A 13,676-nucleotide genomic window follows, 5' to 3' on the forward strand; every position below is an offset into this window, starting at 1 on the left:
CTCAGAACCGCGACACACTCTTCATTGCCCCAATCAGATACCGCATCGCCACTTGGTCACTCTCGTTCAGGGCGCGATACTGCGCGAGTAATTCAGCCTCGTCCGAACTCAACCTGCAGCCACGCATGAACACCCTGCGGGCCAGAAAAGACACCACTGCACCCGCAACACCATAGGACTTGGCCATGGACTGTTTCTCCTGATATCGATCAAATACTCCTGGCGCCCATCACCTGCATCCCCTTAAGCACAAGGCCTGCGCGGACAAACGGACTGACTCCCTGGGCCAGAAATCAGACTTACCCTAAGCGTAGAAACAATCTGGTCACGTGTGGGATTTTTTTAGAGCATTCACTTAAAAAATCTCTTGAGTAACAATCACCTACGGACTTTTCCCACAGCATCATGCAAAAAAAACCCACCGGTTCAGGGTGGGTTTCGAGTGCAGCGCGAAGCGGATCAATCCCTCAAGTCAGACTCATGAATCGGCTGGTCTCGATGGGTTGCCCGTTGATACTGCGCCGGCCAGGTCGCCTTGCGCCCGCCGAGGTCATCATCGGCATGCAGCGGCCAGTACGGGTCCCGCAGCAGTTCACGGGCCAGGAAGATAATATCGGCCTGGCAGGTGCGCAGGATGTGCTCAGCCTGTGCCGGTTCGGTGATCATGCCCACCGTGCCGGTGGCGATGCCCGACTCTTTGCGTACCCGTTCGGCGAAGCGCGTCTGGTAGCCAGGCCCCGTCGGAATCTCGGCATTGGCGGCGGTGCCACCAGAGGACACGTCGATCAGGTCCACACCCAAATCCCTCAAGCGGCGCGCCAATTCCACGGTTTCATCAGGGTTCCAGCCATCTTCCACCCAGTCGGTGGCCGACACCCGCACAAACAGCGGCAGGTCCTGAGGCCAGGCCGCACGCACGGCTTCGGTGACTTGCAGCACCAGGCGGATACGGTTTTCAAAAGAGCCGCCGTATTGGTCCTGGCGTTGATTGCTGATCGGCGAGAGAAATTGATGCAGCAGGTAACCGTGAGCCGCATGGATTTCCACCACTTCAAACCCGGCCGTGAGCGCGCGCTTGGCGGCGGCGACAAAGTCGGCGATCACCTGTTGGATCTGCCCTTCGTCCAACTGCCGGGGCTGCGTGTGATTGGGGTCAAAGGCAATCGGCGACGGCCCCACCGGCACCCACCCGCCGTCCTCCGGCTTGACGCTGCCATGCTTGCCGATCCATGGCCGATGAGTACTGGCCTTGCGCCCGGCATGGGCCAGCTGGATCCCGGCCACGGCGCCTTGGGCTGCGATAAACCGCGTGATGCGTTGCAGCGGTTCGATCTGTTCGTCGTTCCACAGGCCCAGGTCTTCGGCAGTGATACGGCCATCGGCGGTCACCGCGGTGGCCTCGGTGAAGATCAGCCCGGCGCCGCCGACTGCGCGACTGCCAAGGTGGACCAGGTGCCAGTCATTGGCCAGGCCATCGACACTGGAGTATTGGCACATCGGCGACACGGCGATGCGGTTGAGCAGGGTCAATTGGCGCAGGGTATAGGGTTCGAGCAGCTGACTCATGGCGCACCTCTTCTGGGCTTTTTGGGCTCTTTTAACTGAGCAGGCTTGCTCGCGAAAGACTCACCGGCGCCGCGTGTATTCAGGATCAACGCGTTTTAATTGACGTTTTTCGCGAGCAAGCTTGCTCCTACAGCCTAGTCGACAACGTTGGATTGCACAGGGTTCAGAACGAAAGCGGGAGCCGATTGCCGGCTCCCGTCGTGCACAGGCTTACATCTCGACCTGGGTGCCCAGTTCGATCACGCGGTTGACCGGGAGCTTGAAGAACCGCAGGTTGCCGTTGGCATTCTTCAACATAAACGCGAACAGCGCTTCACGCCAACGGGCCATGCCCTTGATGCGCGAGGCGATCACCGTTTCACGGCTGAGGAAGTAGGTGGTGCGCATCGGGCTGAAATCCAGCTCGTCGAGGTGGCACAGCTTCAGCGCTTCAGGCACGTCCGGCTCATCGGTAAAGCCAAAGTGCAGGATCACCCGGAAGAACCCCTCGCCGTAGGCATCCACCTCGAAGCGGCGGGCGGCCGGTACGCGTGGAATGTCCTCGTAGACCACCGTCAGCAGCACCACTTGCTCGTGCAGCACCTGGTTGTGTAGCAGGTTGTGCAACAGCGCATGGGGCACGGCGTCCGGGCGCGCGGTGAGGAACACCGCCGTACCCTGCACGCGATGCGGCGGTTGCACACGGATGCTGCTGATAAAGATCGGCAACGGCAGGCCGCCTTCGTCGAGGCGCTCGACCAGCAACTGCTTGCCGCGCTTCCACGTGGTCATCAGCACAAAGAGCACGATCCCCGCCAAGACCGGGAAGGCGCCGCCCTGGATGATCTTCGGCACGTTGGCGGCGAAGTACAGCCCGTCGACCAGCAGGCAGCAGACCAATACCGGCACGGCCAGGATCGGCGGCCATTTCCACAGCAGCAGCATCACCGCCGACACCAGGATCGTGGTCATCAGCATGGTACCGGTCACGGCTACACCGTAGGCCGACGCCAGTGCGTTGGAGGACTCGAAGCCCAGCACCAGCAGGATCACGCCGACCATCAGCGACCAATTCACCGCGCCGATGTAGATCTGGCCCTGCTCGGCACTGGACGTGTGTTGGATGTGCATGCGCGGGATATAACCCAACTGGATCGCCTGGCGCGTCAACGAGAACGCACCGGAAATCACCGCCTGCGACGCAATCACCGTGGCCAGGGTCGACAGCACCACCAGCGGGATCAGCGCCCAACTCGGCGCCAGCAAGTAGAACGGGTTGCGCGCAGCTTCCGGATCGCCGAGCAGCATCGCGCCCTGGCCGAAATAATTGAGCACCAACGCCGGCAGCACCAGGATGAACCAGGCGCGGGCGATGGGCTTGCGGCCGAAGTGCCCCATGTCTGCGTACAGCGCCTCGGCACCGGTCAAAGCCAGCACCACCGCACCCAGGATCGCCACGCCAATACCTGGGTGAGCCTCGAAGAAACGCACGCCCCACATCGGGTTCAAGGCGTTGAGCACTTCAGGGTGCAGGGTGATGCCATACACACCAAGGCCACCCAGCACCAGGAACCAGGTCACCATCACCGGTCCGAACAGCTTGCCGATGCGGTCGGTGCCGTGTTTCTGGATCAGAAACAACGCCACCAACACGACCAGCGCGATGGGCACGACCCATTTATCCAGGCCATCGAACGCCAGTTCCAGACCTTCAATGGCCGACAAGACCGAAATCGCCGGGGTGATCATGCTGTCGCCGTAGAACAGCGCAGCCCCGCACAAGCCACAGACCACGAGGAAATTGCGCAGCTTCTTGCGCTCCCCCGCCGCGCGACGCGCCAGCGCGGTCAGCGCCATGATGCCGCCCTCGCCCTGGTTGTCCGCACGCAGTACAAACAGCATGTACTTGATCGACACCACCCAGATCAGTGACCAGAAGATCAGCGCCAGGATCCCCAGCACCCCGTCATGGTTGACCTGAACCCCATACCCCCCATTGAACACCTCTTTAAGGGTGTAGAGCGGGCTGGTGCCGATATCGCCATAAACCACCCCGACCGCTGCCACCAGCATACCAATCGGCTTGGCGTTTGAATGCTCGGCACCTGCTGCCTGACTACTCGCGTGACCCATCAACCACTCCTGCCCTTTGACCTGAGGTCTTTTATAAACAACGCGCCTAAGCTGACCCTAGCATGCGCTGTTTTACTTCTCGTAACAGACGTTTTATTGACCCAGGGGTTCTACCCATGTGCAACGGCGCGAAGCATAGCGCAGCACTCGTCGCATTTCCCTGCTCAAGTGATAGGGGTGGCGTTTTCTGCCGTCATTAAAAGAGATCAAGGCATTTTGGGGCCTATTTGCCTGCATTGAGCGCATCACGGCCGACCGTATATTTTGGGCCCGGCTTAGCAATGCTGCCTTTAGCGGTGCAAGCGGGGTTTCCTTGACCGGCTTACCTGATCCATCAATCGTGCCCCTGCGGCGCGCAGTCGATACAAAAACTCAATCTTCGACCTGTCTCTTTTAAGGTACATTCCTTATGTACGAAGTGAAACACGTCCTGTCAGTCAACGGCGTAGACATCAATCAGGCCAAGGCGCTCTGCAAATCCTACAAGGAGCAGCAAAAATGACCATTCGTACTCGTTCTCATGAAGAGAGTGTTCTTGAAATGCTCCGAGACGACGAAGCATTTGCCCTGGAATATCTATCCGTCGCACTTGAGGAAATCGATGAAGCGGGGGGTGAGGACGCGTTTCTTGTCGCTATTCGTCGAGTGGCGGAAGCTCGTGGCGGAATGCTCAGCTTGTCGCAGAACACCGGGCTCAATAGAGCTAATCTCTACAGATCCATTGCCGTCGGCGGCGACCCAAAACTTTCCACCCTGCTGAAAGTGCTCCAGGCGTTGGGGGTGGGCATGTCCAAAGTCGTCGCGCACCGCACGGAGCAGAACGTGCGGGCTTGAGAGCGTGGAAGGGCTCTGCGAATTACCCAACGCAGCACTCGTCGCATTTCCCTGCATAAAGCTGGTCAAGTGCGTTGCCCGTCGCTAGAATTGCGCACTTTTTGATCAGAGGCACACCAAGTGCCCGTCCGCAGCCCTGTCGTGCCCGACTGGCGGCGTCATTCAATACCGAGGTTAGACATGTCCACCACCATCGCAAAGGCCAACCCCAAGGTTGGCTTTGTTTCCCTGGGTTGCCCGAAGGCTCTGGTCGACTCCGAACGCATCCTGACCCAACTGCGCATGGAAGGTTATGACGTGGTGTCCACTTATCAGGACGCCGACGTGGTGGTGGTCAACACCTGCGGCTTCATCGACTCGGCCAAGGCGGAGTCGCTGGAAGTGATCGGCGAGGCCATCAAGGAAAACGGCAAGGTCATCGTGACCGGCTGCATGGGCGTGGAAGAAGGCAATATCCGCAACGTGCACCCAAGCGTGTTGGCCGTGACCGGCCCGCAGCAGTACGAGCAGGTGGTCAACGCCGTGCACGAAGTCGTGCCGCCGCGCCAGGACCACAACCCGCTGATCGACCTGGTGCCGCCGCAGGGCATCAAGCTGACCCCGCGCCACTATGCGTACCTGAAGATTTCCGAAGGCTGCAACCACAGCTGCAGCTTCTGCATTATCCCCTCGATGCGCGGCAAGCTGGTCAGCCGCCCGGTCGGTGATGTACTGGACGAGGCCCAGCGCCTGGTCAAATCCGGCGTGAAAGAGCTGCTGGTGATCTCCCAGGACACCAGCGCCTACGGCGTCGACGTGAAATACCGCACCGGCTTCTGGAACGGCGCGCCGGTGAAAACCCGCATGACCGAACTCTGCGAAGCCCTCAGCAGCCTCGGCGTGTGGGTGCGCCTGCACTACGTTTACCCGTATCCGCACGTAGACGAGCTGATCCCGTTGATGGCCGCCGGCAAGATCCTGCCGTACCTGGACATCCCGTTCCAGCACGCCAGCCCGAAAGTCCTGAAAGCCATGAAACGCCCGGCTTTCGAAGACAAGACCCTGGCGCGTATCAAGAACTGGCGCGAGATCTGCCCGGAGCTGATCATTCGCTCGACCTTTATCGTCGGCTTCCCCGGCGAAACCGAAGAAGACTTCCAGTACCTGCTGGACTGGCTGACCGAGGCCCAACTGGACCGCGTCGGCTGTTTCCAGTACTCGCCGGTGGAAGGCGCTCCGGCCAACCTGCTGGACCTGGCCGTGGTGCCGGACGACGTCAAGCAGGACCGTTGGGAGCGGTTCATGGCGCACCAGCAGGCCATCAGTTCGGCGCGCCTGCAATTGCGCATCGGCAAGGAAATCGAAGTGCTGATCGACGAAGTCGACGAGCAAGGCGCGGTCGGCCGCTGCTTCTTCGATGCCCCGGAGATCGACGGTAACGTGTTTATCGACGATGCCAGCGGTTTGAAGCCGGGTGACAAGGTCTGGTGCACCGTGACGGACGCCGACGAATACGACCTGTGGGCCGAGAAGCGTGACTGACGTGTAATATTTTGAAAAAGCCCTGCCTCTGGACAAGATGCGGGGCTTTTTTAGGTCTATCGTTTTGCCCATCAGCGCACATCAAGGCAAAGGGGCAGCGGGCATGCGTCAGCATTCGGTTATCCACACACCAAAAATCAGCGATTACGCCGAATTGGCACGCATCTGGGAGGCATCGGTGCGGGCCACCCACGATTTTCTGCCAGACAGTTACATCGAGTTGCTGAAAAACCTGGTGCTGACCCGCTACCTGGACGCGGTGATGCTGATTTGCACCAAGGACTCGCGCCAACGCATCACCGGGTTTGCCGGCGTCGCTGCGGGCAAGGTCGAGATGCTGTTCATCGACCCGCAGCACCGCGGCCAGGGCCTCGGCCGCCAACTGCTGCGCTACGCGATCGAGCGCATGAATGCCGACGAACTGGACGTGAACGAACAAAACCCGCAGGCCCTGGGGTTTTACTTCAAGCAGGGGTTCGAGGTGATCGGACGCACGGAGCATGATGGTCTTGGGCAGCCGTATCCGTTGCTGCACATGCGCTTGCGCCAGCAGCAACAGCTACGCAGTGGCTGACACAGCGCAGAACACCTGTGGGAGCTGGCTTGCCTGCGATGCAGACAACTCGGTGTATCGGGTGTACCGAGGCGACGCCATCGCAGGCAAGCTCCGACAAAAAGCAGCAGCACTGAAATGGGGCCGGGATTAACCGGCGCCAGGCAGGTACAATAACCGCCCCCTTTTGTTACGGCCCTTGTCATGACTGACCCCATACGCCTCTCCAAACGCCTCATCGAACTGGTCGGTTGCTCCCGTCGGGAGGCTGAGCTGTTTATTGAAGGCGGCTGGGTCTCGGTGGACGGCGAAGTGATCGACGAGCCGCAGTTCAAGGTCACCACGCAGAAAGTCGAGCTGGACCCCGAAGCCAAGGCCACTGCGCCGGAGCCGGTGACCATCCTGCTGCACGCGCCTGCCGGCGTGGATGCCGAGACGGCATTGGCGTCGATCAGCGCCGAGACTTTGTCCGAGGAGCATCGCTTCGGCAAACGCCCGCTCAAGGGCCATTTCCTGCGCCTGAGCGCCAGCGCCGACCTGCAAGCCAAGGCCAGCGGGCTGCTGGTCTTCACCCAGGACTGGAAGATCCTGCGCAAGTTGACCGCCGATGCCGCCAAGATCGAGCAGGAATACGTGGTCGAGGTCGAAGGCGACATGGTTGCGCACGGCCTCAACCGCCTGAACCACGGCCTGACCTACAAAGGCAAAGAGCTGCCTGCCGTGAAAGCCAGCTGGCAGAACGAAAACCGCCTGCGCTTTGCCATGAAAAACCCGCAACCGGGCGTGATCGCCCTGTTCTGCGAAGCCGTTGGCCTGAAAGTCGTCGCCATCCGCCGCATCCGCATCGGCGGCGTGTCCATCGGCAAAGTGCCGGTTGGCCAATGGCGTTATATGTCCGGCAAAGAGAAGTTCTAAGCCGCGCACCTTTTCTCGATACCGCCTCACCCGGCGGTGTCCACCGTTGAAAACCAGGATTGCCCACCATGATTCACAATGACGTACTGCGCAGCGTGCGCTACATGCTCGATATCAGCGATAACAAGATGGTCGAGATCATCAAACTCGGCGGCATGGACGTGACCAAGGAAGACCTGCTGACCTACCTCAAGAAAGATGAGGAAGAAGGCTTTGTGTTCTGCCCGGATGAAGTCATGGCCCATTTCCTCGACGGCCTGGTGATTTTCAAGCGCGGCAAGGACGAAAGCCGTCCGCCGCAGCCGATCGAGACCCCGGTGACCAACAACATCATCCTCAAGAAGCTGCGCGTGGCCTTCGAGCTGAAGGAAGACGACATGCACGCCATCCTCAAGGCCGCCGAGTTCCCGGTGTCCAAGCCGGAGCTGAGCGCGCTGTTTCGCAAGTTCGGCCACACCAACTACCGCCCGTGCGGCGACCAGTTGCTGCGCAACTTCCTCAAGGGGCTGACGCTGCGCGTCAGAGCTTAAATCAGCTACAAGCTTCAAGCGCCAAGAGCTTGCAGCTTGCCACTTGAGGCTTCAAAAATGAGTTACAGCGTCTCGCCCATCGGCTTTGTCCGCTCCTGTTTCAAGGAGAAGTTCGCCATCCCGCGCCAGCCGCAACTGGCGCCTGCCGCACGGGGCGTGCTGGAATTGGTCGCGCCGTTCGACCAGGGTGAGGCGGTGCAGGGCCTGGAGCAGGTCAGCCATGTGTGGCTGTTGTTCCTGTTTCACCAGGCACTGGAAGACAAGCCGCGCCTCAAGGTGCGCCCGCCGCGCCTGGGCGGCAACACGTCCATGGGCGTATTTGCCACCCGCGCGACGCATCGGCCCAACGGGATTGGTCAATCGGTGGTCAAGCTGGACAGGGTCGAACCGGGCAAGCTGTGGATTTCCGGGATCGATTTGCTCGATGGCACGCCGGTATTGGATATCAAGCCGTATGTGCCCTATGCCGACATCGTCGACACAGCCACCAACCACATCGCCAGCAGCGCGCCGCCGCTGATTACGGTGCAGTGGCTGAAGACCGCGTTGCATCAGGCACAAGGCCACGCCCAGCGCCTTGACGAGCCGTTGGTGGCGCTGATCGAGCAGTGTCTGGCCCAGGATCCGCGGCCGGCGTATCAAACCCCGGGGCCGGAGCGTGAATATGGCGCGCAGTTCTGGGATGTGGATGTGCGCTGGCACTATCCCGAGGCCGGGATGATTTGCGTGCTGGAAGTGGTTGCGGCCCAGTAAACCGCAGACATGAAAAAGCCCGCGCTGCCTTCAGGCAACGCGGGCTTTTCTTTTTACTGTAGGAGCCGGCTCCTGCAGGGGTTACTTCTCGACGAAGGCGCGTTCGATCAAGTAGTCACCCGGCTCACGCATGCGTGGCGAAACCTTCAGGCCGAAGCTGTTCAGCACTTCGCTGGTCTCATCCAACATGCTCGGGCTACCGCACAGCATGGCGCGGTCGTCCTCGGGGTTGATCGGTGGCAGGCCGATGTCGCTGAACAGCTTGCCGCTGCGCATCAGGTCGGTCAGGCGGCCTTCGTTCTCGAACGGCTCGCGGGTCACGGTCGGGTAGTAGATCAGCTTGTCACGCAGCGCTTCGCCGAAGAATTCGTTCTGCGGCAGGTGTTCGGTGATGAACTCGCGGTAGGCGACTTCATTGACGTAACGCACGCCGTGGCACAGGATCACTTTTTCGAAACGCTCGTAGGTTTCCGGGTCCTGGATCACGCTCATGAACGGCGCCAGGCCAGTACCGGTGCTGAGCAGGTACAGGTGTTTGCCCGGCTTCAAATCGTCAAGCACCAGGGTGCCTGTCGGTTTTTTGCTGATGATGATCTCGTCGCCTTCCTTCAAGTGCTGCAATTGGGAAGTCAGCGGGCCATCGGGCACCTTGATGCTGAAGAACTCCAGATGCTCTTCCCAGTTCGGGCTGGCAATCGAGTAAGCGCGCATGAGCGGGCGGCCGTTGGGCTGTTGCAGGCCGATCATCACGAACTGACCGTTCTCGAAGCGCAGGCCCGGATCGCGGGTGCACTTGAAGCTGAACAGAGTGTCGTTCCAGTGATGAACACTGAGGACACGCTCGTGGTTCATGTTGCTCATGTACGGGGGACTCCTGGAAATGGGTCTGCGCCAAATGATAGGTGCGCAATTGCACAGCATTCTAATGGCGGCGACAATATCTGTTAACTGGATTATTAAGATAAGGGTTATCGGTTATATCGATATGCGATTTACTCTCCGTCAACTGCAAGTCTTCGTCGCCGTCGCCCAGCAGGAAAGCGTCTCGCGCGCTGCTGGCCTTCTGGCCTTATCGCAATCCGCCGCCAGCACTTCGATCACCGAGCTGGAGCGCCAATCCAGCTGCCAATTATTCGACCGCGCCGGTAAGCGCCTGAGTCTCAACGCCTTGGGTCACCAGCTGTTACCCCAGGCGGTGGCGCTGCTGGACCAGGCCAAGGAGATCGAGGACCTGCTCAACGGCAAGTCCGGCTTCGGCTCGCTGGCGGTGGGCGCCACCCTGACCATCGGCAATTACCTGGCCACGTTGCTGATCGGCAGCTTCATGCAACAGCACCCCGAGAGCCAGGTGAAGCTGCATGTGCAAAACACTGCACATATCGTGCACCAGGTGGCGCACTACGAAATTGACCTGGGTCTAATCGAAGGCGACTGCAGCCACCCGGACATCGAGGTACAAACCTGGGTAGAAGATGAGCTGGTGGTGTTTTGCGCGCCGCAGCATCACCTGGCCAAGCGCGGTGTGGCGAGCATGGACGAGCTGACCCACGAAGCCTGGATCCTGCGCGAACAAGGCTCAGGTACGCGCCTGACGTTCGACCAGGCCATGCGCCATCACCGCAGCGCGCTGAATATCCGCCTGGAGCTGGAGCATACCGAGGCGATCAAGCGGGCGGTGGAGTCGGGATTGGGGATTGGCTGCATCTCTCGCCTGGCGCTGCGCGATGCATTCCGCCGTGGCAGCCTGGTGCCGGTGGAAACCCCGGACCTGGACCTGGCCCGGCAGTTCTACTTCATCTGGCATAAACAGAAGTACCAGACCTCGGCGATGCGCGAATTCCTCGAGCTTTGCCGCGCCTTCACCGCCGGGGTTCAGCGCAGCGACGAGATCGTGCTGCCAAGCATTGCCTGAGGGTTAGATCAGGATCACGGCCCACACCAGCGTGATCATGGTCAGCGCTACAAATTGCGCGGCGCTGCCCATGTCCTTGGCGTTTTTCGACAATGGGTGGCGGTCCAGGGAAATACGGTCGATGGCCGCCTCTACCGCCGAATTGAGCAATTCGACGATCAGCGCCAGCAGGCACACCGCGATCAGCAACGCCCGCTCCACCCGGCTGACGTGCAGGAAAAAGCTCAGCGGGATCAGGATAACGTTGAGCAGCACCAACTGACGGAACGCCGCCTCGCCAGTGAACGCCGCGCGCAGGCCATCCAGGGAGTAACCCCCTGCATTGAAGATACGTTTGATACCGGTTTGACCCTTCAAAGGCGACATAGACGTAGGCAACTGAACCAAAGAAGTGGGGAAACTAGATCACGCCAAGTCAAAAAAGCGTGAAGCGCTGACAGCTTAGTGCTGCGAAATTGACTCAAGTTGTTGCAAGAGCAGCGCCGCCTGGGTGCGTGTACGCACTCCCAACTTACGGAAGATCGCCGTCACATGAGCCTTGATCGTCGCTTCGGACACGCTCAGCTCGAAGGCAATCTGCTTGTTCAACAAGCCTTCGCAGACCATGGTCAGCACGCGGAACTGCTGGGGTGTGAGGCTGGCCAGGCCATCGCGGGCGGCCTTGGCTTCATCGGACACGTTGATTTCTTCAAACGCCTGTGGCGGCCAGGACACATCGCCATCCAACACGGTGCGTACTGCTTTCTGGATATCTTCCATCGAGCTGGACTTGGGAATGAAACCGCTGGCGCCAAACTCCTTGGAGCGCACCACCACATCGGCTTCTTCCTGGGCCGAAACCATCACCACGGGAATCTGCGGGTATTGCCCACGCAGCAGCACCAGCCCGGAGAAACCGTAGGCACCCGGCATGTTCAGGTCGAGCAGCACCAGGTCCCAGTCGGACTTTTCGGTGAGGCGGGCTTCCAGTTCGGCAATGCTGGCCACTTCGACCAAGCGTACGTCAGGGCCCAGGCCCAGGGTGACGGCTTGATGCAGCGCACTGCGAAACAGCGGGTGATCATCGGCTATCAGGATTTCGTATGTGGCCATTGATTAAATGATCCTGTTTTTTATGGCAGCCCTGATGGGTTCAGGGTTCACCAAGACACAAGGCGACAGCCAGGCAGCCGACGCCACAGGGTACGTTCAACGTCAAAAGCACTTGAACGACGTCGAAAATTCACGGTTGCACCCCAATCGGCGCCCAGCATGCCCAGCGCAGCCTGGGGGGTCAAGCACTACGCCCGCGGGCATTTTAGCGGGGCACGGGTTTACGGTGCCATCATGCAAACGTCGTCTGGTTATACCGCAGGTATATAAGGTGCCAGACGAGTATGGACGATGTCGGTCGGGTCCAGGGGCAGCTGGAACTTGGCGGCCAGGTAATGGCTGCTGAAGACGTCGAGGTAGGCGTCCAGCACTTCGCTGGCGGCGCCATCATCGGCCAACTCAAGGCACAAGGCCGCGACTTCGGCGGTGCAGAAATGGTCATCGCGCTTGGAGCGACGCAGTTTGTAGCGCGAGAGCTGCTCGGGCGCCAGGCTCAATACCGGCAAATGCTCCAGGTACGGGCTTTTGCGGAACATCTTGCGCGCTTCGCTCCACGTGCCATCCAGCAGGATGAACAACGGGCGCTTGCCCTCCTCCACCGCCACTGCGCTGACGACGCGCTGGGGCGCGACAAATTCGCCGGGGAATACGATATAGGGTTGCCACTGCGGGTCAGCCAGCAAGGTGAGCAACTCCGGGTCGACTTCAGTGCGCGACCAGGCAAACGCCGTGGTGTCGTCGATCACATCGGCAATCAGCCAGCCGGTGTTGCTGGGCTTCATCGGCTCGACATCATGCATCAACAGGCACATCGCCGACCTGGCCGCGACCTTGGGTCGCCAGGCGCACAGGCAATACTCGGGGATCACGCGGCAGCCGGGGCAGCGTTCGGCCCGCGAGCCACGGTTCAGAAACGGCCTGACGGCCCGCGCCAGGCGCTGGGTACGCAGGCGGGAAACGGCGTGACTCATTGGGTGGGCCGTAAAGAGGGGTAGATCGACACGGAAAAACTCGTGGAAGACTGAAGTGGCGGCAGTTTACCAGCGATACGCCTGGCTGTAGTGGCAACGGCTCACCTATAATTGCGCGCCACTGAACGCACAGCGCAGTGGCTGGTCTATGCACCAGTAACCGAATCAGGAGAGTTTCATGCTGCGTTCCATGCTGCGTCTTGCCGCCCCTTCCATCGCCCTTGCGCTGGTATTGCCCGTCGGCGCCCAGGCGGCCTCGCTGCTGGAGGCCCAAATGAACCGGAAGCTGCAAAGCGTCGCGGCCGAAAGCAACAAGGACCTGCCCCGGGAAATCGACGAAAAAACCCTGGAAGTGGCCTACACCGTTGAAGGTATGCAGCTGATCGATCACTTGAGCGTGTTGCCCGACCGCGCCGAACAGATGCGTGCCAACCCCAAGGCGGTGTATTTCCAACTGGGCCAGAGCGTGTGCCTGAACAAAGGCTACCGCGAGCTGATGGCCAAGGGCGCGGTAATGCGCTACGAAATCACCGAGAACAAGACCAACCGTCCTGTGGCATCGGTGAAGTTCGTGGAAGCGGACTGCCCGGCACCGGCTGCCGCCAAGAAGAAAAAGTAACCCTCGCCTGCCCCCAGCGCGCTGCTTTTCGGTGGCGCGCACTCCCCCCCGCGTCAACTCCCTTTACACGGCTAAACTTGCTGATGAGTGACCAATAAGCGGTTGCCAGCCAAGGGTTTTTCGGCCCATGATCAAGCTATCCCAACCGCCCGTCCACAACGGTTTCCACGCCGTTCTGTAACATTTTCAGGGCAAAAGAGGGTTGCCCTCCTGCGACTTGCAGTGCAAAGGTTTTTAAATCACAAGGAACATACAGAGCCCGTTTGCTGCCTGGCGAACACGTGTAATGCATTGGGTA

General features: G+C 60.2%; 15 protein-coding genes. 8 read left to right on the forward strand and 7 right to left on the reverse strand.

Annotated elements, in window-relative coordinates:
* Nucleotide 1: 1 nt before the first annotated feature.
* From AC07SI_RS00230 to AC07SI_RS00240, 3 genes are all read right to left on the reverse strand, one after another.
* Nucleotides 2-187, reverse strand: coding sequence for a hypothetical protein (locus AC07SI_RS00230; protein WP_106804989.1), 186 nt, complete (start codon nt 185-187; stop codon nt 2-4).
* Between the two features lie 272 nt (nt 188-459).
* The gene (locus tag AC07SI_RS00235; RefSeq protein WP_495004883.1) at nt 460-1,566 is read right to left on the reverse strand and encodes an NADH:flavin oxidoreductase/NADH oxidase; all 1,107 of its coding nucleotides are present in this window, start codon (nt 1,564-1,566) and stop codon (nt 460-462) included.
* 210 nt (nt 1,567-1,776) lie between these two features.
* Nucleotides 1,777-3,678 carry a potassium transporter Kup gene (locus AC07SI_RS00240; RefSeq protein WP_065903251.1) on the reverse strand — a complete coding sequence of 634 codons (1,902 nt, stop codon included), beginning with the start codon at nt 3,676-3,678 and terminating at the stop codon, nt 1,777-1,779.
* Between the two features lie 498 nt (nt 3,679-4,176).
* Between AC07SI_RS00240 and AC07SI_RS00245 the strand changes: the two genes are divergently transcribed.
* From AC07SI_RS00245 to tsaA, 6 genes are all read left to right on the forward strand, one after another.
* Nucleotides 4,177-4,512, forward strand: a complete 336-nt coding sequence (locus AC07SI_RS00245; protein ID WP_495004884.1) for an addiction module antidote protein — start codon at nt 4,177-4,179, stop codon at nt 4,510-4,512.
* Nucleotides 4,513-4,692: 180 nt separating this feature from the next.
* Nucleotides 4,693-6,033 (forward strand): 30S ribosomal protein S12 methylthiotransferase RimO, encoded by a 1,341-nt coding sequence (gene rimO / locus AC07SI_RS00250; RefSeq protein WP_003231334.1) that lies wholly within the window; start codon nt 4,693-4,695, stop codon nt 6,031-6,033.
* 103 nt (nt 6,034-6,136) lie between these two features.
* Nucleotides 6,137-6,607, forward strand: coding sequence for a GNAT family N-acetyltransferase (locus tag AC07SI_RS00255; RefSeq protein ID WP_106804993.1), 471 nt, complete (start codon nt 6,137-6,139; stop codon nt 6,605-6,607).
* 183 nt (nt 6,608-6,790) lie between these two features.
* Nucleotides 6,791-7,501 carry an rRNA pseudouridine synthase gene (locus tag AC07SI_RS00260; RefSeq protein WP_120447756.1) on the forward strand — a complete coding sequence of 237 codons (711 nt, stop codon included), beginning with the start codon at nt 6,791-6,793 and terminating at the stop codon, nt 7,499-7,501.
* A 68-nt stretch (nt 7,502-7,569) separates the two neighbouring features.
* Nucleotides 7,570-8,031: a YehS family protein gene (locus AC07SI_RS00265; protein WP_043048901.1), complete on the forward strand. Its 462-nt coding sequence runs from the start codon at nt 7,570-7,572 to the stop codon at nt 8,029-8,031.
* A 57-nt stretch (nt 8,032-8,088) separates the two neighbouring features.
* A complete protein-coding gene (gene tsaA / locus AC07SI_RS00270) occupies nt 8,089-8,784 on the forward strand; it encodes a tRNA (N6-threonylcarbamoyladenosine(37)-N6)-methyltransferase TrmO (protein WP_495004885.1) in 696 nt (231 codons plus the stop codon).
* 81 nt (nt 8,785-8,865) lie between these two features.
* On the opposite strand, the gene fpr is transcribed toward tsaA, so the two are convergent.
* Nucleotides 8,866-9,645 carry a ferredoxin-NADP reductase gene (gene fpr / locus AC07SI_RS00275; RefSeq protein ID WP_003189055.1) on the reverse strand — a complete coding sequence of 260 codons (780 nt, stop codon included), beginning with the start codon at nt 9,643-9,645 and terminating at the stop codon, nt 8,866-8,868.
* 124 nt (nt 9,646-9,769) lie between these two features.
* Here fpr and AC07SI_RS00280 point away from each other — a divergent pair, with 124 nt between their 5' ends.
* On the forward strand, nt 9,770-10,696 hold the full coding sequence (locus AC07SI_RS00280) for a LysR family transcriptional regulator (RefSeq protein ID WP_010212678.1): 927 nt from the start codon (nt 9,770-9,772) through the stop codon (nt 10,694-10,696).
* A gap of 3 nt (nt 10,697-10,699) precedes the next feature.
* Here the strand turns inward: AC07SI_RS00280 and AC07SI_RS00285 are convergent, their stop codons facing one another.
* The 3 genes from AC07SI_RS00285 to AC07SI_RS00295 all read right to left on the reverse strand — a co-directional run bounded on the left by AC07SI_RS00285 (nt 10,700) and on the right by AC07SI_RS00295 (nt 12,759).
* The gene (locus tag AC07SI_RS00285) at nt 10,700-11,062 is read right to left on the reverse strand and encodes a diacylglycerol kinase (protein WP_495004886.1); all 363 of its coding nucleotides are present in this window, start codon (nt 11,060-11,062) and stop codon (nt 10,700-10,702) included.
* 75 nt (nt 11,063-11,137) lie between these two features.
* The gene (gene erdR, locus AC07SI_RS00290; protein WP_065903269.1) at nt 11,138-11,788 is read right to left on the reverse strand and encodes a response regulator transcription factor ErdR; all 651 of its coding nucleotides are present in this window, start codon (nt 11,786-11,788) and stop codon (nt 11,138-11,140) included.
* Between the two features lie 251 nt (nt 11,789-12,039).
* Nucleotides 12,040-12,759 carry a tRNA-uridine aminocarboxypropyltransferase gene (locus AC07SI_RS00295; RefSeq protein WP_495004887.1) on the reverse strand — a complete coding sequence of 240 codons (720 nt, stop codon included), beginning with the start codon at nt 12,757-12,759 and terminating at the stop codon, nt 12,040-12,042.
* A gap of 178 nt (nt 12,760-12,937) precedes the next feature.
* Here AC07SI_RS00295 and AC07SI_RS00300 point away from each other — a divergent pair, with 178 nt between their 5' ends.
* Nucleotides 12,938-13,378, forward strand: coding sequence for a PA3611 family quorum-sensing-regulated virulence factor (locus tag AC07SI_RS00300; protein ID WP_065903274.1), 441 nt, complete (start codon nt 12,938-12,940; stop codon nt 13,376-13,378).
* The last annotated feature ends 298 nt before the right edge of the window (nt 13,379-13,676 follow it).

It is taken from the genome of Pseudomonas sp. GW821-FHT05D12 (assembly GCF_059419825.1).

Coding starts and splice junctions, on each gene's coding strand:
- AC07SI_RS00240 (WP_065903251.1), bottom strand. CDS start 3,678: ATGGGTCACGCGAGTAGTCAGGCAGCAGGTGCCGAGCATTCAAACGCC.
- AC07SI_RS00230 (WP_106804989.1), bottom strand. CDS start 187: ATGGCCAAGTCCTATGGTGTTGCGGGTGCAGTGGTGTCTTTTCTGGCC.
- AC07SI_RS00265 (WP_043048901.1), top strand. CDS start 7,570: ATGATTCACAATGACGTACTGCGCAGCGTGCGCTACATGCTCGATATC.
- tsaA (WP_495004885.1), top strand. CDS start 8,089: ATGAGTTACAGCGTCTCGCCCATCGGCTTTGTCCGCTCCTGTTTCAAG.
- AC07SI_RS00300 (WP_065903274.1), top strand. CDS start 12,938: ATGCTGCGTTCCATGCTGCGTCTTGCCGCCCCTTCCATCGCCCTTGCG.
- rimO (WP_003231334.1), top strand. CDS start 4,693: ATGTCCACCACCATCGCAAAGGCCAACCCCAAGGTTGGCTTTGTTTCC.
- AC07SI_RS00245 (WP_495004884.1), top strand. CDS start 4,177: ATGACCATTCGTACTCGTTCTCATGAAGAGAGTGTTCTTGAAATGCTC.
- AC07SI_RS00285 (WP_495004886.1), bottom strand. CDS start 11,062: ATGTCGCCTTTGAAGGGTCAAACCGGTATCAAACGTATCTTCAATGCA.
- fpr (WP_003189055.1), bottom strand. CDS start 9,645: ATGAGCAACATGAACCACGAGCGTGTCCTCAGTGTTCATCACTGGAAC.
- AC07SI_RS00280 (WP_010212678.1), top strand. CDS start 9,770: ATGCGATTTACTCTCCGTCAACTGCAAGTCTTCGTCGCCGTCGCCCAG.
- AC07SI_RS00295 (WP_495004887.1), bottom strand. CDS start 12,759: ATGAGTCACGCCGTTTCCCGCCTGCGTACCCAGCGCCTGGCGCGGGCC.
- AC07SI_RS00260 (WP_120447756.1), top strand. CDS start 6,791: ATGACTGACCCCATACGCCTCTCCAAACGCCTCATCGAACTGGTCGGT.
- erdR (WP_065903269.1), bottom strand. CDS start 11,788: ATGGCCACATACGAAATCCTGATAGCCGATGATCACCCGCTGTTTCGC.
- AC07SI_RS00235 (WP_495004883.1), bottom strand. CDS start 1,566: ATGAGTCAGCTGCTCGAACCCTATACCCTGCGCCAATTGACCCTGCTC.
- AC07SI_RS00255 (WP_106804993.1), top strand. CDS start 6,137: ATGCGTCAGCATTCGGTTATCCACACACCAAAAATCAGCGATTACGCC.